General features: G+C 62.6%; 22 protein-coding genes and 1 pseudogene. 8 read left to right on the forward strand and 15 right to left on the reverse strand.

The window, feature by feature from the left end; translation table 11 throughout:
- Window positions 1-6: 6 nt before the first annotated feature.
- Both EN807_RS13375 and EN807_RS13380 read right to left on the reverse strand, forming a co-directional pair.
- A complete protein-coding gene (locus tag EN807_RS13375) occupies window positions 7-879 on the reverse strand; it encodes a phosphoribulokinase (RefSeq protein WP_065010922.1) in 873 nt (290 codons plus the stop codon).
- 5 nt (window positions 880-884) lie between these two features.
- The gene (locus EN807_RS13380) at window positions 885-1,931 is read right to left on the reverse strand and encodes a class 1 fructose-bisphosphatase (protein ID WP_135935241.1); all 1,047 of its coding nucleotides are present in this window, start codon (window positions 1,929-1,931) and stop codon (window positions 885-887) included.
- Between the two features lie 123 nt (window positions 1,932-2,054).
- Here EN807_RS13380 and EN807_RS13385 point away from each other — a divergent pair, with 123 nt between their 5' ends.
- The 3 genes and pseudogenes from EN807_RS13385 (at window position 2,055) to EN807_RS13395 (ending at window position 3,613) form a co-directional block, all read left to right on the forward strand.
- Window positions 2,055-3,014, forward strand: coding sequence for a LysR family transcriptional regulator (locus tag EN807_RS13385; protein WP_127313877.1), 960 nt, complete (start codon window positions 2,055-2,057; stop codon window positions 3,012-3,014).
- 39 nt (window positions 3,015-3,053) lie between these two features.
- A pseudogene (locus EN807_RS36505) lies at window positions 3,054-3,140 on the forward strand (short-chain dehydrogenase/reductase); the annotation flags it as partial.
- A 272-nt stretch (window positions 3,141-3,412) separates the two neighbouring features.
- Window positions 3,413-3,613: a hypothetical protein gene (locus tag EN807_RS13395; RefSeq protein ID WP_135935242.1), complete on the forward strand. Its 201-nt coding sequence runs from the start codon at window positions 3,413-3,415 to the stop codon at window positions 3,611-3,613.
- A gap of 27 nt (window positions 3,614-3,640) precedes the next feature.
- On the opposite strand, the gene EN807_RS13400 is transcribed toward EN807_RS13395, so the two are convergent.
- The 6 genes from EN807_RS13400 to EN807_RS13425 all read right to left on the reverse strand — a co-directional run bounded on the left by EN807_RS13400 (window position 3,641) and on the right by EN807_RS13425 (window position 8,805).
- Window positions 3,641-4,270, reverse strand: coding sequence for a hypothetical protein (locus EN807_RS13400; RefSeq protein ID WP_135935243.1), 630 nt, complete (start codon window positions 4,268-4,270; stop codon window positions 3,641-3,643).
- Window positions 4,270-5,130, reverse strand: a complete 861-nt coding sequence (locus EN807_RS13405) for an ABC transporter permease (RefSeq protein ID WP_189522464.1) — start codon at window positions 5,128-5,130, stop codon at window positions 4,270-4,272. The genes EN807_RS13400 and EN807_RS13405 overlap by 1 nt, the downstream gene beginning before the upstream one ends.
- 11 nt (window positions 5,131-5,141) lie before the next feature.
- The gene (locus EN807_RS13410; RefSeq protein WP_348640237.1) at window positions 5,142-5,894 is read right to left on the reverse strand and encodes an ATP-binding cassette domain-containing protein; all 753 of its coding nucleotides are present in this window, start codon (window positions 5,892-5,894) and stop codon (window positions 5,142-5,144) included.
- A gap of 135 nt (window positions 5,895-6,029) precedes the next feature.
- Window positions 6,030-6,590, reverse strand: coding sequence for a hypothetical protein (locus tag EN807_RS13415; protein ID WP_246684079.1), 561 nt, complete (start codon window positions 6,588-6,590; stop codon window positions 6,030-6,032).
- A complete protein-coding gene (locus tag EN807_RS13420) occupies window positions 6,563-7,489 on the reverse strand; it encodes a YVTN family beta-propeller repeat protein (RefSeq protein WP_189522465.1) in 927 nt (308 codons plus the stop codon). Before EN807_RS13420 ends, EN807_RS13415 begins: the two co-directional genes overlap by 28 nt.
- 65 nt (window positions 7,490-7,554) lie before the next feature.
- Complete coding sequence (locus tag EN807_RS13425; RefSeq protein ID WP_135935247.1) at window positions 7,555-8,805, reverse strand: ABC transporter substrate-binding protein; 1,251 nt, start codon at window positions 8,803-8,805, stop codon at window positions 7,555-7,557.
- Between the two features lie 225 nt (window positions 8,806-9,030).
- Between EN807_RS13425 and EN807_RS36510 the strand changes: the two genes are divergently transcribed.
- The 4 genes from EN807_RS36510 to EN807_RS13445 are packed head-to-tail and all read left to right on the forward strand — an operon-like array spanning window position 9,031 to window position 13,408.
- On the forward strand, window positions 9,031-10,872 hold the full coding sequence (locus tag EN807_RS36510; RefSeq protein WP_135935248.1) for a (5-formylfuran-3-yl)methyl phosphate synthase: 1,842 nt from the start codon (window positions 9,031-9,033) through the stop codon (window positions 10,870-10,872).
- A gap of 3 nt (window positions 10,873-10,875) precedes the next feature.
- Window positions 10,876-11,427 (forward strand): flavoprotein, encoded by a 552-nt coding sequence (locus tag EN807_RS13435; protein ID WP_135935249.1) that lies wholly within the window; start codon window positions 10,876-10,878, stop codon window positions 11,425-11,427.
- Window positions 11,420-12,814 carry a DUF6513 domain-containing protein gene (locus tag EN807_RS13440; protein ID WP_135935250.1) on the forward strand — a complete coding sequence of 465 codons (1,395 nt, stop codon included), beginning with the start codon at window positions 11,420-11,422 and terminating at the stop codon, window positions 12,812-12,814. Before EN807_RS13435 ends, EN807_RS13440 begins: the two co-directional genes overlap by 8 nt.
- Window positions 12,815-12,817: 3 nt before the next feature.
- Entirely contained in the window at window positions 12,818-13,408 is a 591-nt protein-coding gene (locus EN807_RS13445) for a DUF447 domain-containing protein (RefSeq protein WP_135935251.1), read from the forward strand.
- Window positions 13,409-13,422: 14 nt separating this feature from the next.
- Here EN807_RS13445 and EN807_RS13450 read toward each other — a convergent pair whose 3' ends face one another.
- Window positions 13,423-14,457, reverse strand: coding sequence for a hydantoinase/oxoprolinase family protein (locus EN807_RS13450; RefSeq protein WP_135935252.1), 1,035 nt, complete (start codon window positions 14,455-14,457; stop codon window positions 13,423-13,425).
- Between the two features lie 60 nt (window positions 14,458-14,517).
- Here EN807_RS13450 and EN807_RS13455 point away from each other — a divergent pair, with 60 nt between their 5' ends.
- Complete coding sequence (locus tag EN807_RS13455; RefSeq protein ID WP_246684080.1) at window positions 14,518-15,216, forward strand: HisA/HisF-related TIM barrel protein; 699 nt, start codon at window positions 14,518-14,520, stop codon at window positions 15,214-15,216.
- Between the two features lie 250 nt (window positions 15,217-15,466).
- On the opposite strand, the gene fae is transcribed toward EN807_RS13455, so the two are convergent.
- The 6 genes from fae to EN807_RS13485 form a co-directional block, all read right to left on the reverse strand.
- Window positions 15,467-15,973, reverse strand: coding sequence for a formaldehyde-activating enzyme (gene fae / locus EN807_RS13460; RefSeq protein WP_127313863.1), 507 nt, complete (start codon window positions 15,971-15,973; stop codon window positions 15,467-15,469).
- Between the two features lie 168 nt (window positions 15,974-16,141).
- Complete coding sequence (locus EN807_RS13465) at window positions 16,142-16,984, reverse strand: triphosphoribosyl-dephospho-CoA synthase (RefSeq protein WP_135935254.1); 843 nt, start codon at window positions 16,982-16,984, stop codon at window positions 16,142-16,144.
- Window positions 16,985-16,996: 12 nt separating this feature from the next.
- Window positions 16,997-17,941, reverse strand: coding sequence for a RimK family alpha-L-glutamate ligase (locus tag EN807_RS13470; RefSeq protein ID WP_135935255.1), 945 nt, complete (start codon window positions 17,939-17,941; stop codon window positions 16,997-16,999).
- A gap of 83 nt (window positions 17,942-18,024) precedes the next feature.
- The gene (gene mch, locus EN807_RS13475; protein WP_135935256.1) at window positions 18,025-18,981 is read right to left on the reverse strand and encodes a methenyltetrahydromethanopterin cyclohydrolase; all 957 of its coding nucleotides are present in this window, start codon (window positions 18,979-18,981) and stop codon (window positions 18,025-18,027) included.
- On the reverse strand, window positions 18,978-20,108 hold the full coding sequence (locus tag EN807_RS13480) for an ATP-grasp domain-containing protein (protein WP_246684081.1): 1,131 nt from the start codon (window positions 20,106-20,108) through the stop codon (window positions 18,978-18,980). Before EN807_RS13480 ends, mch begins: the two co-directional genes overlap by 4 nt.
- Window positions 20,086-20,979 (reverse strand): NAD(P)-dependent methylenetetrahydromethanopterin dehydrogenase, encoded by an 894-nt coding sequence (locus EN807_RS13485; protein WP_135935257.1) that lies wholly within the window; start codon window positions 20,977-20,979, stop codon window positions 20,086-20,088. Before EN807_RS13485 ends, EN807_RS13480 begins: the two co-directional genes overlap by 23 nt.
- Between the last annotated feature and the right edge of the window lie 17 nt (window positions 20,980-20,996).

A 20,996-nucleotide genomic window follows, 5' to 3' on the forward strand; every position in this document is an offset into this window, starting at 1 on the left:
TCCTCCTCACGACACACGGTTCTTGCGTTCGATCAATTGTAGGATGAGCGGCGTCAGGATCAGCTGCATGGCAAGGTCGAGCTTGTTGCCTGGCACCACTATGGAATTCGGCCGCGACATGAACGAGTCGTGGATCATCGAAAGCAGGTAGGGGAAATCGATGCCGCGGGGGTTGGCGAAGCGGATGACCAGCATTGATTCGTCGGGCGTCGGAATCCAGCGCGCGATGAATGGGTTGGACGTGTCGACGATCGGCACGCGCTGGAAGTTGATGGCGGTCTGCGAGAACTGCGGGACGATGTAGCGAACATAGTCCGGCATGCGGCGCAGGATCACGTCCATCACCGCCTCGGTGGAATAGCCGCGCGTTGCCCGGTCGCGATGGATCTTCTGGATCCATTCGAGATTTATGACCGGCACCACACCGATCTTGAGGTCAGCGTGCCTGGCCAGGTTGATCTTGTCGGTGACGACGCAGCCATGCAGGCCCTCGTAGAAGAGCAGATCGCTCGGCGGGAATTCGCGCCATTCGGTAAATTGTCCCGGCGGCGTGCCGTACTGCTTCTCCTCGTCCTCGTCATGGATGTAGGTGCGGGTCTTTCCGGTTCCCCGGCGGCCATATTCCTCAAACACCTCTTCGAGGATTCCGAGTTCGTTGGCCGCGGCATTGAAGTGGGTGAAGTTCGGATTGCCCGCCTTCTCCTCCTCGGCCACCTTCACCTTCATCGTGGCACGGTCGTAGCGATGGAAAGCGTCGCCCTCGATGAAGGCGGCCTCGATATTCTCGCGCCGGAAGATCAGATCGAAGATGCGCTTGACCGAGGTGGTGCCTGCGCCCGACGACCCGGTGATGGTGATGATGGGGTGCTTTGCCGACATGGTGCTCAGGCCCTGAACAGGCCGCGGCGGCTGAACAGCGGCGCACGCTCGCCGATGGCGCTGGGCTCGGTGTGATAGCGGGTGATGCGCGCGACTTCCCGCGCCGATCCGAACACCACGGGCACGCGCTGGTGCAGGCTCTCGGGTTCGATTTCGAGGATGCGGGTGATTGTATCGGTAGCGGCACCGGCCGCCTGTTCGATGAGATAGGCGATCGGGTTGGCCTCATAGACGAGGCGCAGCCGTCCCTGGCGGTAACCCTTGCGCTTGTCGCCTGGATACAGGAATACGCCGCCTCGCATCAATATGCGATAGCAGTCGGCGACCAGGGAGGCGATCCAGCGCATGTTGAACTCCTTCTCTCGTGGGCCTTCGGTGCCTTCGAGGCAGTCGTCAATGTAGAGCCGCACTGCCTCGTCCCAATGCCGGTAGTTGGCGGCGTTGATGGCGAACTCCTGGGTGCGCTGCGGGATGATCCGGCTCTCGTAGGCCTGGACGAAGGTGCCGAGCCTGGTCGAGAGGACGAAGACATGCGTACCGCTGCCGAGCGACAGAACCAGCGCCAGCTGCGGCCCGTAGATGAAGAAACCGGCACCCAGCTGGTTCACGCCTGCCTGCAAAAAAGAGGCGGCCGGATTTTCGTCCGGCGCGCCAGTTGCAGGGAGGAGCGAGAAAATTGTTCCGATCGACACGTTGGTGTCGATATTGGAGGAGCCGTCGAGCGGGTCGATGGCGATGGCGAGAGGCGCTTGCCTGTCGAGCAGGACCGGCTGCTCCAGTTCCTCGGAGGCGTAGAGCGCGACGGGAGCGTGGCGCATGGCGTCGAGGAAGATGTCGTCGGCGAAGATGTCGAGATCCTTCTGGATGTCGCCATCGGCATTGGCGCCGCGGGTTCCGGCAAAGGCGGTGCCGAGCACCCCTTGATTGATGGTGTCGCGGATATTGGTAGCGGCCTGCGTCAGATGACGGACGGTCGCCACCACCGCGGAGCGCAGCTCGTCCGGCGGGCCGAGATAGGAATTCAGAAAAGCATCGAGCGTTGCCGCTGGCATCGTAACCTCCCGATCCAGCCGCCTCTCCTCGGGTCGGCCGAACAGGAGAATGAGAACAAACGCCACCGGATAAGTAAAATTCAATAACTTTACTCTTGTGCTAAAAAAATTTTAGTATGTCGCATGAGAAACCTCACGCTCAAGCAATTCAAGACCGTTCAGGCAATCATCAGCCACGGAAAAATCGTCAGCGCGGCCAAGGCGTTAGGCCTGTCTCCTCCAGCGCTGACAATCCAGTTGCGGCAGGTCGAGGAGGAGTTCCAACTGGCCTTGTTCGATAGGACGTCGGACGGCATGCGTCCCACTGCCGCAGGTCTGGCCTTCGTCGAGACGGCGCAGGCGATCGAAGAGCGGCTTCGCCTGCTCGAAGACAGGATGGATGCGATCAAGGGGGTGCGCATCGGCAGCTTGAGGCTGGGCGTCGTTTCCACCGCCAAATATTTCGCGCCGCGGCTCATGGCCGGTTTCATGAAGGAACATCCCGACATCGACATGCGGCTTGCCATCGGCAACCGCGCCGAAACGATCGACAGTCTGAAGAACCACGACATCGACATCGCGCTGATGGGACGCCCGGCGAAGGAAGTCCCGGTCCGTGCCTCGGTCTTCGGCGATCACCCGCTGGTCATCATCGCGCCGCCCGACCACCCGCTGGCCTCGGCACGCGAGATATCCAAGGAGCGGATCGCCGAGGAGCATTTCCTCATCCGCGAGCCCGGCTCCGGCACGCGCATCTCGCTGGAGATATTCCTGAGCGACGTGCCCGGCCGCATCGACGATCTCGGCGTCGAGATGGACTCGAACGAGACGATCAAGCAGGCGGTGATGGCCGGGCTCGGCATCGCCTTCATCTCTGCCCACACCATCGCCGCCGAAACCGAAGCCGGCCGGCTGGTCATCCTCGACGTTGTCGGCATGCCGATCCGCCGGCAATGGTTTTCGGTGATGCGCAGCGATCACGCGATCTCGCCTGCCATGGCGACGTTCCACGACTTCCTGATGCGCAAAGGCGCGATGTACCTGCCCCTGTTCGGCAAGCTCTATCCGCACGAAGAACCGAACACTGGAGGTCGCGCGAGCTAGCGCGCGGCCCCAAGGCGCTTCTGCTAGCCTACAACTTGTTCGCGCCAGGTCAGGTTCCTGCGCCGTTTCGCCCCCGCATTCGCATTCGACAGGAGCCTGCGTAAGCAGAACGGGCTGCCGGTCTGACGACATCGACGACATGCCGTGAAGATCGGAATCATCGGCACTGGAAACATCGGTGAGGCACGAGGCAGCGCAAACCTGAAGCAATTGCTCTGGAGAACGCCCTGGCGAGCGTTGGCGTTAGATAAGCGATATGTTATGTTGCAGCGCGAAAGAGCGGGGGCCACGTCCTTTCACACCCGTAAGCGATCTGTATGTGCGACCCCTGCAGACTGGTCGGTATCTCGGAAACCTCCCGGGCATGGGGTTCGGGAATTCGATGGGGACAAGGGGCAATGCTTTACACGCTCGTTATGATGGTCTGCCTGACGGATTTGCCGCAGACCTGTGAACAACGCGAACAGATGGTGGACGGCCTGGCGATGAATCCCGGGACCGCCTTCATGCAGGCGCAGCCGCTGGTCGCCCAGTGGATCGAGACGCATCCCGGTTATTTCGTGCAGCGCTGGCGCGTGCTGCCCGGCCGGGGATCGTGAAATCCGCCGCGAAGATCGAATGAGGTTCTACTTCTTCGCGGCGAGCGTTTCCGAGACCGCCTTGGACAATTGATAAAGCCGCTGCTCGATGATCGTGGGCACTTCACAGACGTAAATCAGCGACTGTACCCGTTCATTGAAAATTCGCGTCGCGAATTTCTGCTGTTCGGTTCGCCGTTCGACCTCGTCGGGATCGGCATCGGGCTTTGCCTGCAAAGCATCGACGTCGGACGCTTCCTTGCGCAACGCGGCGGCCATTTCGAGCTGCTTGTGGGCGTAACGGGAAATGCCCGAGATCACTTGCGAACGCTCGGCGTCCATGTGATCGAACATGCCTTGCACCAGCATCGCCATTTTCGGAGCAAGCTGCTCGGTCGGCAAGGCGGCGGCGAAATCCTTGATCTTCTTTTGGGCTTCGGCAATCGGTATCCGCCGGGCTGCCACCTCCTCGACCAGAGCGGAGACGGCGGGGTCCTTCGACAAGTCCTTCGCCGCTGGAGGAAGTTCCGGCCCGTTCCAGATCTGGCCGAGCGAGAGTTGCGGCACCTTGCGCTGTATGCAGGGCCAATCCGGATCGGTGTTCGCCGCCTCGACGTTCACGCTCGGCGTGAGCATGGCAACCACAGCCAGGCTGCGAACAAGACTCATTCGCGCCATCAGGTGTTTCCTCCAGTGTCCTGTTTGCGGGTCATCAGGCCGCGCGAAGGGTCGTAGGCGATGATGGCGGCTGCAAGGAACAGAACAGTGCAACCGGCAACGACGCCCAGCGACAGCCAGTTAACCTGCCCGTAGAAGGCGAAGCGGATCAACTCGACCGCGTAAGTGAACGGGTTGGCGAGGCAGATTTTGTAGAGCAGCGGGCTCGCCTCCTGGATGCGCCACAATGGATAAAGCGCCGGAGAGGCGAAATAGCCGGGAAAGATGACGAAGTTCATGATGCCGGCGAAATTTTCGAGCTGCTTGATCATCGACGACAAAAGCATGCCGAGCGCGCAAAGCATCATGCCCGACAAGAACAACGCCGGCAGCACCATGAGATAGCCGATCGGCGGCGCCTTGACGCCCCAAAACCAGGCAACGATCAGGAACGCGTAGACCTGCGCAATCGATACGGAGACGCCGGCGAGCATCTTCGACACCAGCAGGAACCAGCGCGGGAAGGGGCTGACCAAAAGGGTGCGCATGTTGCCCATCTCGCGGTCATAAACCATCGACAGCGAAGACTGCATGCCTGAGAACAGCAGGATCATGCCGCACAAGCCCGGCGTGATGTAGACCTCGTAGAGCACGTAGGTCTTGTAGGGCGGGATGATTGATACGCCGAGCACCTGCCGGAATCCGGCGGCAAAAATGAACAGCCAGATAAGCGGCCGAACCAGCGAGGATATGAAGCGCTCGCGCTGGTGCAGGAAGCGCAGGCACTCCCGCAGGACGACGCCTTTGAGGCAAATGAGATAATGGCGCAGGCCGAATTTTTCGAACTTCACCGGGATGATGCCGGCGACTTTCTCGGGCATTGCGGGAGCGCTCATGGCGATATCTCCGCGATGCCGGCTGCCTCGATGCGGCTGAGCCTCGAAAAGGCGTCGCGGATCGAACCGGCGCCGCTCGTCCTGACGACATCGGCAACCTTGCCCTTGGCGACCAGTTCGCCCTGCCGCAGCACGACGACATGGTCGCCGTCTTTAACCTCGTCGATCAGATGCGTCGCCCACAGCACGCCAATGCCCTCGGTTTCGACGAGCTTGCGGATGGTGGCGAGAATGCCCGCACGCGACTGGATGTCGAGACCGACGGTCGCCTCGTCGAGCAGCAGCAGGGAAGGGCGGTGGAGCAGCGCCCTGGCGATCTCGATGCGCCGCATCTGGCCGCCGGAAAGACTGCGTGCCTTGTCATGCTGACGGCCCTGCATGTCGACCGTATCGAGCAACGCGGCAATGCGCTGCCGGGCCTCGCGTCCGCCGATGCCATGCAGCGCGGCGTGATAGGAGAGGTTCTGGTGGACGCTGAGATCGAGGTCGAGCGTGCGGGCCTGGAACACGATGCCGACACGCCTGAGTGCTTCGCCAGAAGCGCGGCTGACGTCATGACCGAAGATGCGGATCGATCCGCGGCGCGTGTCGTAAAGATGGCTGATCAGCGAGAACAGAGTTGTCTTGCCGGCGCCGTTGAGGCCGAGAAGGACGGTGAAGGTCGCCGGCGCGATCGAGAATGAGACGTCGTTGAGCGCCCGCTTCGGACCATAGGAATGGCTGACGCCGGCGACGTCGAGCGCCGCCACCTCATCTCCTGGTCCGCTTGTCCTCACATGCTGCACGCGGCTGGCTCCTTGTCGTCGACGATAGTCTAGCGCACCTAGCGCACCAGGAGTCTAGCGCACCGGTGCCGATCGCGAAGGTCCCGCTTTCCGGTGATCCTACTTGATCGTGATTGTGCCCTTCATGCCCCTGTCGGCGAGGTCGGGCACCGACCATGTGTAGATGCCGGGCCTCACGGTGGTGAACTGTACCTGGATGGTGCCATCGGCGTCGAATTCGAGCCATGCGGGTGCGCCGTTCATGTGCACCTCGAGGTCATTGATCACGATCTGGTTGTTCCACACATTGCGGAACAGGTCGGTATGGAATTTGTACTCCAGCCCGCCCGCCGCGGTGATCTTCCAGCGATAGCCCTGGCCGGCGATCAGCTGGAAGTCCTTCTGGTTAGCGGTGAACTGGTCTTCCTTGCTGCCGAGGATAAGTTCCGGCACGTCCTTGCTGGCCCGGGTTGCCTTCTCGGCTTCGGGGCTGGCGTCGGTTTTGGTGGCCGCACCGGCGGCTGCGTCGTCGTCATTGTCCTGCGCCCAGACCTGGCCCTGCGTGAGTGCCATGCCCATCAGCGCAGCGAACGTGACGGCCCGAAATTTCCGCATGATTTCCTGCCCTTCTGCTGTTTTTCTGTCTGTTTGATTCAATTGGGCGAGACGACGACGCCCCATGGCAGCGCGCCGACGGTCACCGACTGCACCGGCTCGTCGGTCTCCACGTCGATGAAGGTGATGTCGTTCGACACGCCGTTGGTCGAGATGATGGTTTTCTGGTCCGGAGTGAAAGCGAGCTGCCAGACGCGTTGGCCGACCAGCACGTATTTCTCGACCTCGTATGTCTGCGTGTTGATCACCGCGACGCGGTTGGCCGGTCCGAGCGCCACATAGGCTTTCTTGCCGTCGGCGGTGATGCGCACACCGACCGGCTGGATCGATTCGGCCCTCAGGCCGGCAATCTCGAAGGTGATCTTCTGGACAACTTCGCGCGTTTGATTGTCGATCACCGAAACAGTGCCGCCGATCTCGGCACTCACCCAGGCCTGCTTGCCGTCGGGGGTGAACTCGACGAAGCGCGGACGCGCATCCACCAGCACGTTGTCGGTGATCTCGTGGGTCGACGTATCGATGAAATGCGCCATGTTTGTCGTTTCCGACGTATTAATCATGATCTTTCCGTCCGGGCTGACGCCCATGCCTTCCGGTTCGACACCGACCGGAATTTCAGCCAGCACCTTCTTATTCTCGATGTCGATGACGGTGACGAGATTGTCGTCCTCATTGGCGACATAAAGCGTCTTGCCGTCAGGCGAGAGCACGAAGAGCTCCGGGTCGGGCCCGGAGGGCAAGGTATCGACGATCTCCAGGGACGCCGTGTCGATCACCTCGATCGAATCGTCGTCGCTGGCGCAGAGATAAATGTGCTTGCCGTCATGCGAAATGGTGATGCCGCGCGGACGTTGCCCGACATTGACGGTCTTCACCACCTGCATCGTGCCGGTGTCGACGACGGACATCGTGTTGTCCTTCTCGTTGGAAACATAGGCCATGTAGGCCGACGCCGGGCCGGTCATGAAGCCGGTCGCGAGAATGGCAAGTGCGCAAGCTCGTCTCTGCACTGAATTCCTCCCAACTGGTTCTACTTAAGCACGCATTTTGTTTCGGGTTCATCGACCCCGAGCGTATCGAGCTCGGACATCTGGTGCAAAAAACCCTCCTGCGGCGATGTCGAGACGACCGATCGGCCGTCGCCGAGGAAGATCGGCTGCCGCAACTGCTGGTTCCACTTACGGAAGGTCAGTTTCTGCCCCTTGAACGCGGCGATCGAAAAATCGTCGGAGCGGATGAAGTCGGCCATCTTGCGCGGGTCGGCACCCTGCGTGCGGGTCGCCGCCTCGCCGAGGATGCGCACCGCGGTCCATGCCGCCATATCCTTCGACATCATGCGGCGGCCGTTTGCCTTGGCGAAGCGGTTCTGGATCTGGGTGCCGCCCCATTGCTCGCTGGCCGGATGCCAGGCCGACGGGGTGAGGCCGGCGGTGCCGGCGACCGGCCGCGGAGTCCAGGTGCGGAACGGAACATAGGTGCCGAACACCTCGCTTTCGTCGGCGACCAGCAACACATCGTGCTCCGGCAGATCCTGGGTGAAGACAGGCATCTGCCGCTGGATTTGGACGACGCCGGAATCGGTCCGCCGTGCCGTTCCGGTATCCTCGAACAGCTTTTCGCCGACGATCTCGCCGCCGAAGCGCGTCGCCGCCCGGCGCAGGGCCTCGGCAAAAAGCTGGTCGCGCTGGTGCGAGCCGTAGATCAGCACCCAGCGCCGCCATTGCTTCCAGATCAGATATTGCGCCAGCCCGTCGGCCAGCATGCTGCGCGTCGGGATGGTGTGGAAGATGTTGGCGCGGCATTCCTCCTCGCGAAGACTGTCGTCGGTGGCGCCGGCATTGAAGATCAGAATGCCGTTGTCGCGGGCAACATCGGCGATCGACAGCAATTGTTTGACCGAGAGGTCTGCGATCACGTAGCGGTCGCCTTTGGCGATCATTTCCTGGAAGGCTGCAACGACATCCGCGTCCGGATTTACCTCGATCACGTCGAGGCTGAATTTCTGGCCGAGGAAGCTGCCGGTCGTGTTGTTGTCGGCAATCGCGACATTGCCGCCGGCAACGCCTTCATCGCGGGGCGGGACGTCGAGCACCGACAAAGTGAGCTGCGGCGCATAGGCGCGTAAATAGCCTATCTTGATTTCGGTCAGCTTTTTTTCCGGCTTGGCCGTTGCGGCCGGTTGCTTGCCCGTCGCTTCCTGGGCCAGCGCGCCCGGAACGTTGACGGTCAGGGAAAAAAAGCACAAAAAGGCCGCGAGAGTGCCCGGCACCGCGCTCGTCATCGATAAAATTACCCGTTCTTGCGCTAAAGTCCGATTGTTGTCGGACCGGCGCGAAGTCAAGGTGCCCGTGATGAGCTTAGCTGACCCGCAAATTTTATCAAACCCTGAAAGTGGACTTCCCGCGTCTGCTTTAGTGGCATGCCTGCTCGCCGGAACCGCAACTGAGCGGATTTCGGTATCCGGACCCGAGAGCGTCCTGTCCCTCATGCCGGAGAAAGTCTTCCAATGACCAGAATGCTGGCCAGTGTCACCGGCGCCGACGAGGCGGAGATCGCGCTTTCGGGTGGCGTCGACATCGTCGACCTGAAGGATCCGAAGGCGGGGGCGCTTGGCGCGGTATGCACGCAAACCATCCGCCGGGCGATTTCATTCATCGCCGGCCGGGCGCCGGTCAGCGCGGTCTGCGGCGACCTGCCGATGGAACCGGAGACGATCCGCGGCAAGGCCGAAGAGATCGTCGCGACCGGCGTCGATTATGTCAAGATAGGCTTTTTCCCGTCGGAAAATGTCTCCGCCTGCGCGGCGGCGCTCGAGCCGCTCGCCGCGCGAACGAAACTGATCGCCGTGCTTTTCGCCGACCTGGCGCCGGATTTCGAGCTTCTGCCGATGCTTGCCAAACATCGCTTCCATGGCGCCATGGTCGACACTGCGATCAAGGCAAACGGGCGGCTGCTCGACCATCTGCCGCCCGAGCGTATCCCGGGTTTCATCGATCGAGCCAAATCGCTCGGTCTGATTGTTGGCCTGAGCGGATCGCTGGAAACCCCTGATATCCCCCGCCTGCTGCCCTTCGCTCCCGATTTTCTCGGCTTTCGCGGGGCACTGTGCGGCCACTCCGGCCGCGTGGGTTCGATCAGTGCCGAGGCCGTTGCGCAGATCCGCGAGTTGGTCCCGGAAGAATCCCGGGCCGGCGGCCCGTCGAGCGTCGACTACCGCCTGCTGGCGGCGAGGGGCTATTCGCCGGGCACCGACACGACGCTGGGCACCGACAAGATCTTCGTGCGGGATTTTGTCCTGCCGGTTCAGATCGGCGCTTACAGCTTCGAGCATGGCCATACACAGAAGGTGCGTTTCGACGTGACCGCCGACGTGCTGCAAGTCACCGACCATCCCGAAGACATGCGCCATGTGTTCTCCTACGACATTATCATGGACGGCATTCGCACCATCGTCGCGCGGGGCCACGTCCAGCTTAGCGAGGCCTTGGCCGAGCAGGTGGCGACCTACATTCTGGAGAACCCGCGTGTCGTGCGCGTCACGGTAAGGGTGGAAAAAATCGAACTCGGCCCAGGCGGCGTCGGCGTCGAGATCGAACGCAAGCGCCAAGCGGCAGGCCGCGGCGTCGCCTCCGGCCCTGCCGGCCGAAAAGGTCAAATCGCTGCTTCCCAGGCGCGACAAGAAAGGCCTGAGGCCATCAGGCGAGCCGCCGTCAAGCCGTCCGTCGTCAAGCTTGGCGGCAGCACGGTCCATGCGGCGGAAATGGAAAGCTGGATCGCGGCGCTGGCGGGTTCCAAGCTGCCTGTCGTCATCGTGCCCGGCGGCGGCCTCTTCGCCGACCAGGTGCGTGAGACGCAGTTCCGCATGGATTTTTCCGATACCGCTGCCCACGCCATGGCGATCCTCGCCATGGAGCAGTTCGGCCAGGTCATACTCGACCGTGACGAAAGGCTGGCGCCGGCACGGTCGCTGGAAGAAATGGTGCGAGCGTTGGATGAAGGGAGGGTACCGGTGTGGCTGCCGTCGTCATTGGCCCTGTCGGCGCCGGACATTCCGGCGTCCTGGGACATTACCTCCGATTCCCTTGCCGCCTGGCTTGTCGGCAAGCTCGGCGCGAATACGCTGCTGCTCATCAAGCAGACCGGCGCCTTCTTCGGCAGCGACACGATCGACGGCCTGGCAGTCAGAGGCATCGTCGATGCCGGCTTCACCGCTATGCTGCCCGACGGTGTCGATTTCCATCTCGCCGGTCCGAAAGATGCAGCCGAAGCCGGGGCGCTGCTCGCGTCGGGCAATCTGCCCGGGATCCGGATCGCGGCTCCGATCCGGTCGGCAAGAAAAGCAGGGTAGGCGATGGCGACGCTGCATACGCCGCGCTGGGCATGGGTTTTGACCGGTTCCGGTCATTTTTTTACGGAGAGCTTCGCACTCATTCACCAGATAGAGCATTGCGATGTCTTTGTGTCGAAAGCCGCCAACGAAGTGCTGCGCATGTACAAGCTCAAGCTCGATTTCCCCGAGACGACGCGCGTGCTGCACGACAAGACGGCGAGCGCGATCCCGGTCGGCGAATTCTATCACGGTGTCTATCACACGGTGGTGGTGGCGCCGGCCAGTTCCAACACGGTTGCCAAATGCGTGCACGGCATTTCCGACACGCTCGCCACCAACGTCTTTGCCCAGGCCGGAAAATGCCGGGTGCCGGCCATCGTCTTTGCGTGCGACACCGCGCCGGAACTCGAAACCATGGCGCCGCATGGGCTTGTCAAGGTCTATCCGCGCAGGATCGACCTGGAGAATACCAACCAGCTGAAGAGCTTCGAGCGGACCCAAGTGGTCGAGTCGCTTGCCGATCTCGAAGCTTCGGTCAGACGGCGCCACGCCGAACTCGCAAGCCATGGCTGAGCGGCTGGTCTTTCTTACCGGCCACCTGGCCAAGGTCCGGCTGGAAAGGCTGCTGGCCGGACTGGGCGAAACCGAATTTGCGTGGGAGATCATCGACATCGGCGTCAAGGTCGCCGCGCTGATGAGCGAAGACATCATCAAGCGGCGGCTCAGCCTGACAGGCGGCGGCGACCGCGTCATCCTGCCCGGCCGCTATCGCGGCGACCTCGAGCATCTGTCGAACCATTTCGGCGTGCCCTTTGTACGCGGTCCCGACGAGATCGCCGATCTGCAGGCCTTTCTCGGCCGGGCGGGCGAGCCGCCTGACCTTTCTTGTCACGACATGCGCATCTTCGCCGAAATCGTCGACGCGCCGATGCTGTCGGTCGAGGCGCTGGTGGCGAGGGCACGGACGCTGGCTGCGGCCGGTGCCAACGTCATCGATCTCGGCTGCCTGCCGGAAACGCCGTTTCCATTACTGGAAGAGGCCGTGATCGGGCTGAAGGCACAGGGATTTCTGGTCAGTGTCGATTCGGCCAGAACGGACGAACTGTCGATCGGCGCACGCGCCGGTGCGGACTATCTTCTCAGCCTCGATGAGAACACGCTGCCGTTGGCCTTCGATTGCAAGGCCGTACCAGTGCTGATTCCGTCCACCCCCGGCGATTTGGATTCGCTCGGCCGGGCCATCGAAGCGGCGCAAAAGGCCGGCATCGCCTTCATCGCCGATCCCGTGCTCGACCCGATCCATTTCGGCTTTGCGGCCTCACTTGCGCGCTTCATCGAGGCGCGGCGGCGCTGGCCCGACATCGAACTGCTGATGGGCACCGGCAATCTCACCGAATTGACCGACGCCGACAGTTCCGGCGTTACCGCGGTTCTGGCCGGGCTCTGCTCGGAACTTCAGATCCGAAACGTGCTTGCCGTGCATGTCAGCCCGCACACGCTGCGAACGATCGAGGAGCACGATGTTGCCCGCCGCATCCTGTTTGCGGCAAAGAACGACGGAGCGCTGCCGCGGAGTTACCATCCAGGGCTGCTGCAGGTTCACGACCGCAAGCCGTTTACGGCCTCGACCGAGGATATCGCAGCACTCGCAGCGGAGGTGCGCGACAACAACTTCCGCATCATGACCGCCGAGGACGGCATTCATGTTTTCAACGGCAAGGGGCATGCAGTTTCCAGGGATGCGTTCGAACTCTTTGCCGGGCTTGGCGTTGAGGCAGATGGCGCGCACGCGTTCTATCTCGGCGCGGAACTGATGAAGGCCGAGATCGCGTGGCGCCTCGGCAAGCGTTATGTGCAGGACGAGCCGCTCGCATGGGGCGTTGCCGCGCCGGCTCCCGAAACCGACCGCAGCCGTCTTGCGGAAGCGGGCCACACGCTTCGCGCGAAGAAAGAGCGCTAAACCATGCCCTACATTCGCGAATCGATTATCACCACTGTCAGCAAGAGCGGCGACGTCCACATCGCGCCGATCGGCATCATCGCCGAGAAGGACGGCTGGATCATCGCGCCGTTCCGGCCGTCGATCACGCTCGACAATCTCGCTGAAGTGCCGTTCGCCATCGCCAATTACACCGACGACGCGCGTATCTTTGCCGGCTGCCTGACCGGGCGCAAGCATTGGCCAACCGTTGCGGTCGACGGGTTTCCGGTGCCACGGCTCGAAGCAGCGCTCGCGCATTCGGTTCTCGAAGTCGAAAGTGTCGATGACGATGCTATGCGACCTCGCCATTTCTGCCGCGTGGTGCAGGAGGAAACGCATGCGCCGTTCACCGGCTTCAACCGCGCCAAGGCGGCGGTGCTGGAGCTGGCCATCCTGGTCAGCCGGCTCGGCATGCTGCCGCGCGACAAGATCGAGGCGGAAATCGCCTACCTTTCGATTGCCATCGAAAAGACCGCCGGCGAGGGCGAAAAGGAAGCCTGGGACTGGCTGATGCAGCGTGTCGGCGATCACCTGTCGGTCAAGGAGTCCAGCGGTGATGAGGTACGCGGCTGAACCAGTTATAGTGCCTACAATTGAGATCCCGCCATCAGCGCCACCGCTGACGCAGGTGCCACGCTGCTCGCTTCGCCGCGAACGGCCTCATCCGCGGGAATGATCTCAGCGAAATCGACGAAGCGGCGTTCCATGCGTTCGGCCAGTCGTCTGATCTGCCAACGGCCGGTTCCGGCGCCGACGATCGGCGCATCCTGGGCAAGGAGGCCGGCAATCAGGGACGCTGCGTCGTGGATCTTGCGCAACTGCTGCTCGCTGAACCAGCGCGCGACTTCACGCCATTCCGGCAACGTCAGGTCGGCAGCGTCGCGCCCGATCATGCGCGCCAGCCGCGCTACCGAACCGTCGATCGTCTTTTCCTTGCCGTCGGCGGAAGCGTGCCTGTCGTCCTTCTCATCGAGGACCCCCAGGATCCGGTGCGCGTCGGCGATCGAGGCGAAATACTCGTTCATCAGTGGTGTCAGCCTGCCGCGGACGGGGGCCGACGAGGCGACACCGAACAGGAACGTCCTGGTGAAGCCGGTATAGACCAGTTCGCCGCTCAGAAGCCGTCCGGCATCGGTGTAGCCGTCATTGGCGACGGCGCCATTCCTGACTGCGATAATGTCGGTGGTGGTGGAGCCCATATCGACGAACAGGGCATCGCCGGCGAGTTTCGCCACCAACGACGCTGTCGCGTGCCAGTTGGCGGAGGCGACATCGGCGCTCAGCCGCGTTGCTTGCTCGACCCCGACGAAGCCGGACGGCCCGGCATAGATCAACTTTTCGCCTGGGAAACGGGTTGAAATCTCATCCAGCAGAGCCGCGACGCCGGCATCGCGGGACGGAAAGATGTCCGCCAGTTCGCCAGTCATGGTGAATGCGTTGAGATCGGCGCCGGCATAAATCGCGGCCGTTTCCTCGAATGCCAAGGTGAGGGTATCGAGCCCTAGCCAAAGCGGCGTGGCGATTGTTACTGCCTCGACGATGCGGCCGTTTTCCGCACGCGTCACCTTCAGATGCGCGCCGCCAATATCAAAGCCGGCAACGATGCTCTTTCTTTTTTCCACACTTCAAGCTTTCATCATAGGAGACATTCGGACAGGGACAGTTGGTCAGCGAGAAAAGCGTTGCGTATCATTCCGGTTCTCGACCTGAAAGGCGGCGAAGTGGTGCGCGCTCAGCAAGGAAAACGCGATCGCTACAGGCCGATCGTCACGCCGCTCAGCCAAAGTTCCGATGTCATCGCGGTCGCCGAAGGCCTGCGCGGGCTTCACCCTTTTCCGACCTTCTATATCGCCGATCTGGATGCCATCGAAGGCGGAACGCCTAACAGCGGCGCGCTTGCCCGGCTGAAGGCGATGGTAGAGCCGCCGGAGCTTTGGGTCGATGCCGGCTTCGCCGACGAGAAAACACTTTCGGCAGCACTCGCCGAACCCTGGCTTTGCCCAGTCCTGGGATCCGAATCGCAGCAGGACGACGCGCTGTTCCGGCGTTTTTGCGATCATCCGGACCTTATTCTGTCGCTGGATTTCTTCGACGATGGGTTTCGCGGTCCGGCATCGCTTCTCGACGAGCCGGAGCTTTGGCCGCAAAAGGTGATCGTCATGACATTGGCCAAGGTCGGTTCCGCCTCCGGTCCCGATTTCACGCGGCTCAAGGCAATCAAGGCGAATGCTGGAAGCCGTTCTGTGATCGCGGCCGGCGGGGTGCGCAACGAGGCTGACATTCGCGCCCTTTCGTCACTCGGTATCGCCGCGGCGCTGGTTGCGACCTCACTGCATGACGGCACACTCACGCCGGGGCACCAAGCGACGCTTGGCACCTGACATTCGTGTAGCCTCGAACTTCGGCCTCGGAAACGGGCCTTGTAGAGCGGCGGACTCTCAAGTCGATCGGCTCGCCGCTCTATCTCTTTGCTGGAGCATCGGATTTCCCAAAAAACCGGTTCTCAACTCTCGGATCAGGCCCGAGGGCAGTTTTGGGTCCGATGCTCTAAAGGCCCAGAAACTTTTTCAGGCGGCGCAACAGACCATCCGGCTCCGCGGAGGGTTTTACCTGTGCGGGGCTGTCTCTTGTCTAAGCCGCGAACGGATGCTTCACCTGGTCCCGCTGGGCCGTGGCTTCGGCGGCCGTCGGCGTTCCCGAGACCGCGCGTTGGATCGCTTCCTTTGTCGCTTCGTAATTGTACTTCTGGATCTTGGCGTCGTCCGCCGCGTCCCAATGGATGAAAACGCCGACGCAGATGAACAGATCGTCCGCTTCACTGGCGGGAATGATGTCCTCCGCGACGGCGTCCTGCACGGCCTTTGCAACCGCATGCTGGGCCGGGCCGAACATCTGCACGGCCTGTTTAGCGCCCTTGATCGTGACCTTGTTGAACATCACGGTGTTGGGCTTGCACTGAAGATTGGGCGCGATCACCGCCAAAAGGGAGGTAAAACCGTCCTTATTGTTGGTAAGCGCGTTGCAAAATGCCGTTTCGACCGCGCTCCCCCGCGGGCCGATGAGCAGGTCGACATGCGCCACTTCGTTGCCGTCTCCTACCAGCGATTCACCGACCATTACTTTCGAGATCTTTGCCATGCCAATTTTCCTCCAAGACACAGTTATGGTGTCCAAAGACGCCGCAAACCGAGCGAGCGCTCGATGGACAGCTATCCTTGTTGGCAGCGCCCGGACATCCGGACCGGTTGGCTGGATAGCCGCGGAAGCCCAGCTTCCGCTCCTGAAAGTCAACCACCAACGTTGCGATTATGCAAGCTGAACGCCGAGGGTGTGGACTAAAAGAGTAGCCACGGTCAGGTCGGCCGAGGTGCCTGGGTTGACATTGTCCGCCTTCAGCCGGCGGTCGAGCCCCATCAGCAGACGAATGCGTGACGCGTCGTCGTCGCTGGCATGGAGCGCCGCTTGGACGGCAAGGGCTTCCTGCCGCGCCTGATTTGCGGTTTCAGCGCCATGGTTGCGCACCACGTGACTGTCGGGGAAGCCCGCGAGAAAAGCCATATAGGCGAACACCGTGGGCCACATGCCGTCTTCCCCGCGTGCCAACGCCGCTTCCAGAGCAGCAAGCCCGACGCCGAACACGTCGCCGAAACCGGTAACATACTGGCGGGCGATCATGTCACGGTCGCCCGCCTCCCGCATGGCTTCGAGCAGATGAACCTTCGGCTCCTGCCGCACATCGTTCGCGGCCTCGCCAAGGCCGCCCGGCGCGGCCGCGACGATCGCCTCGAACACCGCCCTGGTATCGTCCATGCTCATCGCGCGCAGCACCGCGTCGAGATTGTCATGTAGTGCGCCGCCGGTCATTTGGGCGGCGCATAGCAGAGGCCCTGCCAGAAGGATGATACCGAGATTGGTATTGGTCGCGACCGCCAGACGTGTCGCGCGGACCGCTTCCAGCATGCGCTGTCCGACCGGCAGGCGAGGATCGGTCAGCGGCGCGGACGAGACCTCTGCGCTCGTCATGAACTGGGCGGCGGACATGCCGTGCCCGTCGGCGAACAGATGGACATTGCCCGGTTTCAACGCCTCGATTTCCATCCGGCAGGAATCCTTGTAGGCAGCCCGGAGGCGTTCTCGCGAAAGCGCCATGCTAGCGGCTCGTCACGAGTTCGCCGGCGCGGTGAGGCGATAGGGTCGCGCTGCCGCCGCCTCGGTGCGATCGGTCATCGATTTCAGCAGGGCGTCGGCAATCGCATCGGCGATGTTCACCGCGACGACCGATTGAAGCCCGGACCAGGCTGGCATGCTGTTGACCTCCAGCACGAACAGCCTGCCGTCGGCCGCCGGCACGATATCGACGCCGGCGAAATTCGCGCCGATAGCGGTGGCGGCGGCTTTTGCCAGCGCCGCTAATTCGGTTTCCCCGTGCCCTGAAACCTGCTCGGGCACTGCCCCGCGATTGACGTTGGTGATCCAGTCGTCGCCGCGGCGGCTCATCATCGCCAGGACTTCGCCGGCGCAGACGAAAACGCGAAAATCGCGGAAAGGAGGGCCGGGACGCGGCACGTAGTGCTGGAGATAGTAGACGCCGTTCACTTCGTCCTCCGCGGGGAGATCGGACAATGTTTCGATCAGCCTGATGCCGCGACCCTGTGCGCCGAACAGCGGCTTCAGCACAAGCGGCGTAAACGGCAGTTCGCGTCCGGCGATCGCTTCGGCCATGGCACGTCCCTCGACCGCGAATGTCGGCGGCGTCGGCAGGCCGGCATCCTTCAGGAGGAAGGTCGTCATCGACTTGTCGACGCAGCGTTCTATCGCCTGTGCGGAATTCCACACCGGAATGGAAAGCTTGCCGAATGCGTGCAGCACGCCGAGGCGGCGGGTGACCGCTTCGAACGACCCGGCGGCGATCGAACGGACCAGTACGGCGTCGGGCAGCGCGCCGTCGAAGCCGGGGATCGACAGTCCGCTCGGGCTGCCGGTGTCGAACGCGATCGCCGCCAGCGGCACGGTTGCGACCACCGCGCCGCGCCGGTCCAGCCTTGCCGCCAGGCCTTTGGCGCGAGCGTCCGAATTGTCGCTGACGATCAGGATGCGGGGGATCATGTCACGCCTCGGATACCGGTATACCGAAGGCGCGAGCGGGCGGCCCGCCAGGCGGATAGATGAATCCATTGCAGCGCCATGGTCTAACCGAGGCTCCGTTCGAGCATCTGCAGATCACGCTCGCCGGCGCGAAACGTATCGCCGGTCTCGATCGCCGTGACGATCACTTCGGCCGGGCTGAACAGCAGCGGATCGATCGCATAGAAATCACCCTTGAATCGCTTGAACACCTCGGCGAAGGGGTGGCCGTGGTCCCGCGAGGCGCGGCTCGGCAGTTGCTCGGCGAGCTCCCTGGCGTCTTTCGCCGAGCCCTTTACGAAGAGCTGAACGCTGCCGCCATAGATGATGGCGTCGTTGGTTCTGCCCATGGCGGTCAGGAAATCCGGATGGGGGGCGGGGACAGGCGCCGTGCCGATGCCGTCGACGACGTTCTCCAGCGGAAATTTGAGATCGTTGGTCTTGTGCAAGGCAACCTCGAGCGCGCGCGCAACGATCTGCACGCCGCCCGCAAGGCTCTGTGTCGGCGCGTAGAGGAAGGTGAGCTTTTCGGTTGCCAGCCCGGTGGCCTTGCCGACCTTCTCAACAATCGCTCGGGGCGGCGGTTCGGCCGTCTCCAGGATAAGCACGGCGGATGAGGCGGTGTCGCGATAGGAAAGGGCTTCGAACAGCGGTTCGACGCGGGCGAGCGCCCGCGCCGGGCCGGATCCCATGGCGAAATAATCCTGGCTCGACAGGTTCCAGCCCGCATACTGGCTGCCCAGGCAGGCAAGCACCGGCTGCGAAGACCGCACTTCGACGGTGAATGGCCATTTCTGCGATGCGCGGTCCATGCCGACCGAAATGCTGCCGAGACCGCCCATCGCGGCCTCCGCCATGCGCAGCCCGGCCTCAACGCCGCCGGCGGCCTTGGCGCCGGCATCGATCAGGCACTCGCCCAATGGCCCCCTGGAAACGGCGATCCGCAGGCGTTCGGCGTTGCCGATCATGCCGTCGATGATGCGCTGTGCATTGTCATTCAGGAATGCCGAACCATCTTTCATGTCCGGTCTCCTTCCCACTGGTGTTGCAATCGGCTGGCTTGTGCCTTGATGAGCCGCCTGGTCAAATCGGCGCTCGGACCGCGCGCGAAGATGGTGCAGACAGGATCGCCAGCGATCAGACCAGTGCCGGGCGACTGATGGTCGGCAGTCCATTCAGGCCAGGCAACCGATGGAAACCGGGCGATCGGCGTCGCGGCGTAGGTCACCATCGATGCCATCGAATCGACGAAGCGCGGCAGGCGGTAAGCCCTGCCTGTCGCGGCGCGCAGATGCGCTTCGATCAGAGGCGCGTCGGCATCGTCGAAAATGTCGAGCGTGGCGCCTGGCCTCGGATTGATCTCGATGAGCTTGTAGCCATCCGGTCCGCGAATGAGATCGGCGCTGCACAATCCAACCAGGCCGGCGCGGCGCGCCAAAGCTGAAAGCCAGCCGCGCATCATCGCCGCCTGCCTGCGATCGAAGCGTCTCAACCGCACAGCGCCGCCATAGCGGTAGGGCGCTGAGGGGGCGGGCGACGCCCATTGTTGGCTGAAGCCGACGATATCAGCAGTTTGGCCGTCGCCGACGAACAGGGCCGAGATGCTGCGGCCGGGAACGAAACGCTGGAAATAGCGGCCGGTGGCCGGGGTTTCTCCGGCGGCCCGTCTGATATGCGCGCCACCGGCGCCGCCTGCAGTCTTGACCACCCAGTTCTCCGGATCGGCCGGCCGGTCCCATCGGAATTCCGGATGCGGGATGCCGAGCTCGGCGCAATCGGCGGCCAGCAATTGCGGGTCCTTGATCCTGCGGATCGCGGCGCCGCTATTGCCGGCGAGCGGGAAATGGCGCGCGACCTCGTCTACGGTCTCCGTCATCCGCTCGAAGCCCGAGCCCAGGACAATGGCGACCGGCTGGTCGTCTCCAGACAGTTGCCGAAGCGTCTCAATGATGCGCTCGCCGTCGATGCCGCCCTGTAGGTCGCCCGGCAGCATCGTCGCGCGTTCGGCGAGCGCGACCGTGTCGGTGTCGCAAAAGAAATCGGCGACCAGAGGACGATAGCCGGCGCGGCGCGCAGCGGCAGCCAGCGCCCGGCCTGAAATCGCCGCGATCAGGAGAGATCCGGCGTTATTTGGCGATTTCGCGTGCAAGGGAAAATGCTTCCTGGAAATCCAGCGTGACGGTTTTTTCGGATTCGATCATTGTTTTGAAGAGGCCGAATTCGACCTTGTATTTCACGTTGCCGATGGCAAGCGGACCAATGCCGACAGCTTTTGCCGCTTCGAGCGGATCGCCATTGGCATTGACGGCCACGCCTTCGATGCCGGCCGGCGGAACCGCATTGACGTCGGCGGCAATAAGCAGACCATTGCCTTTCAACTGGGCTTTCGAAACCACCTGGACGCCAGCCTTGGCACACGCCAGGATCACCTCGCTCGCCTCGACCAGCTTCGTTTTGCGGGCGTCGGTCGATCCGTCAGCCGCATCTACGGCGATGTTGAATCGGCTTTTGATCTCGGCCGCGATCTGCTCGACCCTTTCGATGCCGTCATGACCGACAAGCGTGACCCTGGCGCCTTCCCTGGCGGCGATGACGGCTGTGCAGAAGCCGACGACGCCGGTGGCGCCGAAAACAGCGATCCTCGTGTCTTTCAGTCCGCGCTCGAATTTTTTCTCCAGCGCTTTTTCGACCTTGGCCACCATCGCCGCGGCCGTGGTGAATGAGCCGGCCGGATCGGCGAATACCGAAACCTGGAAAGGCGGCACCATCGCTCTTCGCGCTGCGTCGAACATGTCTAGCGCCAGCGAGGCGTCCTTGCCGGCGATGAAGATGCCGGTATCGACGCCCGCATCGGGCGGGCGCGAAAAGATCGCGTCCTGCACGAGGCCTGTCACCTCGCCAAGGCGTACATCGACATAGGGGACGACGGCGTCGAAACCTGCATCGAGCCCCATGTTCACGTCGAAAGGGCTCATATGCTTCAACGGCGTCAGCATGTGCAGGATGTGTTTGCGGGCCATTTCTCGCCTTTCCTCTT

Origin of the sequence: Mesorhizobium sp. M5C.F.Ca.ET.164.01.1.1 (genome assembly GCF_004792125.1) — a bacterium.
In the GTDB taxonomy this organism is placed as follows: Bacteria; Pseudomonadota; Alphaproteobacteria; order Rhizobiales; family Rhizobiaceae; genus Mesorhizobium; species Mesorhizobium wenxiniae.

What these genes read in the sequence shown, in the direction of transcription:
- EN807_RS13420 (WP_189522465.1), bottom strand. Translation starts at nt 7,489, where the DNA reads ATGACCGGCCCGGCGTCGGCCTACATGGCCTATGTTTCCAACGAGAAG.
- EN807_RS13405 (WP_189522464.1), bottom strand. Translation starts at nt 5,130, where the DNA reads ATGCCCGAGAAAGTCGCCGGCATCATCCCGGTGAAGTTCGAAAAATTC.
- EN807_RS13395 (WP_135935242.1), top strand. Translation starts at nt 3,413, where the DNA reads ATGCTTTACACGCTCGTTATGATGGTCTGCCTGACGGATTTGCCGCAG.
- EN807_RS13375 (WP_065010922.1), bottom strand. Translation starts at nt 879, where the DNA reads ATGTCGGCAAAGCACCCCATCATCACCATCACCGGGTCGTCGGGCGCA.
- EN807_RS13415 (WP_246684079.1), bottom strand. Translation starts at nt 6,590, where the DNA reads ATGGGGCGTCGTCGTCTCGCCCAATTGAATCAAACAGACAGAAAAACA.
- EN807_RS13445 (WP_135935251.1), top strand. Translation starts at nt 12,818, where the DNA reads ATGCCCTACATTCGCGAATCGATTATCACCACTGTCAGCAAGAGCGGC.
- EN807_RS13380 (WP_135935241.1), bottom strand. Translation starts at nt 1,931, where the DNA reads ATGCCAGCGGCAACGCTCGATGCTTTTCTGAATTCCTATCTCGGCCCG.
- EN807_RS13485 (WP_135935257.1), bottom strand. Translation starts at nt 20,979, where the DNA reads ATGGCCCGCAAACACATCCTGCACATGCTGACGCCGTTGAAGCATATG.
- fae (WP_127313863.1), bottom strand. Translation starts at nt 15,973, where the DNA reads ATGGCAAAGATCTCGAAAGTAATGGTCGGTGAATCGCTGGTAGGAGAC.
- EN807_RS13470 (WP_135935255.1), bottom strand. Translation starts at nt 17,941, where the DNA reads ATGATCCCCCGCATCCTGATCGTCAGCGACAATTCGGACGCTCGCGCC.
- EN807_RS13425 (WP_135935247.1), bottom strand. Translation starts at nt 8,805, where the DNA reads ATGACGAGCGCGGTGCCGGGCACTCTCGCGGCCTTTTTGTGCTTTTTT.
- mch (WP_135935256.1), bottom strand. Translation starts at nt 18,981, where the DNA reads ATGAAAGATGGTTCGGCATTCCTGAATGACAATGCACAGCGCATCATC.
- EN807_RS13465 (WP_135935254.1), bottom strand. Translation starts at nt 16,984, where the DNA reads ATGGCGCTTTCGCGAGAACGCCTCCGGGCTGCCTACAAGGATTCCTGC.
- EN807_RS13400 (WP_135935243.1), bottom strand. Translation starts at nt 4,270, where the DNA reads ATGGCGCGAATGAGTCTTGTTCGCAGCCTGGCTGTGGTTGCCATGCTC.
- EN807_RS13385 (WP_127313877.1), top strand. Translation starts at nt 2,055, where the DNA reads ATGAGAAACCTCACGCTCAAGCAATTCAAGACCGTTCAGGCAATCATC.
- EN807_RS13435 (WP_135935249.1), top strand. Translation starts at nt 10,876, where the DNA reads ATGGCGACGCTGCATACGCCGCGCTGGGCATGGGTTTTGACCGGTTCC.
- EN807_RS36510 (WP_135935248.1), top strand. Translation starts at nt 9,031, where the DNA reads ATGACCAGAATGCTGGCCAGTGTCACCGGCGCCGACGAGGCGGAGATC.
- EN807_RS13440 (WP_135935250.1), top strand. Translation starts at nt 11,420, where the DNA reads ATGGCTGAGCGGCTGGTCTTTCTTACCGGCCACCTGGCCAAGGTCCGG.